General features: G+C 60.7%; 2 protein-coding genes. Both read right to left on the minus strand.

Going from position 1 to position 1,028, the window contains the following annotated elements; all coding sequences use genetic code 11:
* The coding region (locus EN935_RS37535) for a 3-deoxy-7-phosphoheptulonate synthase (protein WP_127374317.1) at window positions 1-388 on the minus strand (388 nt) is incomplete at its 3' end.
* Window positions 389-612: 224 nt separating this feature from the next.
* Entirely contained in the window at window positions 613-879 is a 267-nt protein-coding gene (locus EN935_RS37540; RefSeq protein ID WP_127263260.1) for a type II toxin-antitoxin system Phd/YefM family antitoxin, read from the minus strand.
* Window positions 880-1,028 lie beyond the last annotated feature (149 nt).

A 1,028-nucleotide genomic window follows, 5' to 3' on the forward strand; every position in this document is an offset into this window, starting at 1 on the left:
GCACATTGCGCGCCATCCTCAGTCCCTTGTCGATGTTGAAGCTGCCGTCGAGGTCGGGATCGTTGATCAGGCCTTTCCAGCCGACCGTCGTGCGCGGCTTCTCGAAATAGACCCGCATCACGATCTCGAGTCGGTCCGACAGGCTCTCGCGCAGCGCCGCCAGACGGCTGGCATAGTCCACGGCGGCGACCGGATCGTGGATCGAACAGGGGCCGACGATGACCAGCAGTCGATCGTCGGTACCGTTCAAAATGGCGTGGATCGCGTTGCGCGACGCGGTCACGGTGCGCGTCGCCGTCAGCGTGCGCGGTATCTCCCGCATCACCTGGTCCGGCGTACTCAATTCTCGGATTTCCTTGACCCGGAGGTCGTCTGTGGTGGTCAACACGGCTTTCTGCTCCTGTTTGGGAAACCTGCCGGCTGAAAACAAAAAAGCCGCCAGGTATGGCGGCTGTTCGGATCTTGTTGCTGCAATCTTCAGATCGAGCGCAATCCTCCCGCCGCCAGCGAGCTCCTAAAGTACCAATATTTGGCGGTCAGGTTGATCATGAGGCTCATATAGTCGAAGCGGAGGCGTTTGTCACGTGCTCTGATGGCAACCGAGCAACAACCTCACAACGGCAGATCACACGGTTCGTCACGCTGACGCCCAAGGGTGAGATCGGCGCCGCGCAGCGGCGACTCCAGCAGGAACTCCGCAAGCGTACCCTTGCGCGCGGTCTTGCGCTGCCATTCCTCGGCCGAGACGACAACCACGCTTGGTTTGCCGTTTCTGGTGATCGTCTGCGGCGAAGACTGCGCGCGCTCGATAACCTCCGAGAGCCGTGCTTTTGCCCCGGCGACCGTCCAGTTGGTATTTTCTTTGGGCGCAGACAGCATTGCGACCTCCGTGACCATTCTGACCATCTGACTATATGGAATGGCGATGCGGCGGCAACAGGGGGCTGATTTGCTTCTGGACGTGAGGCCTACTCGGGCGACGACCCCGCAATGCTCTGGTCGTAGTCGACCAGCGATCCGGTCATGAC

Source organism: Mesorhizobium sp. M7D.F.Ca.US.004.03.1.1 (assembly GCF_003998635.1).
GTDB classification, from domain to species: domain Bacteria; phylum Pseudomonadota; class Alphaproteobacteria; order Rhizobiales; family Rhizobiaceae; genus Mesorhizobium; species Mesorhizobium loti.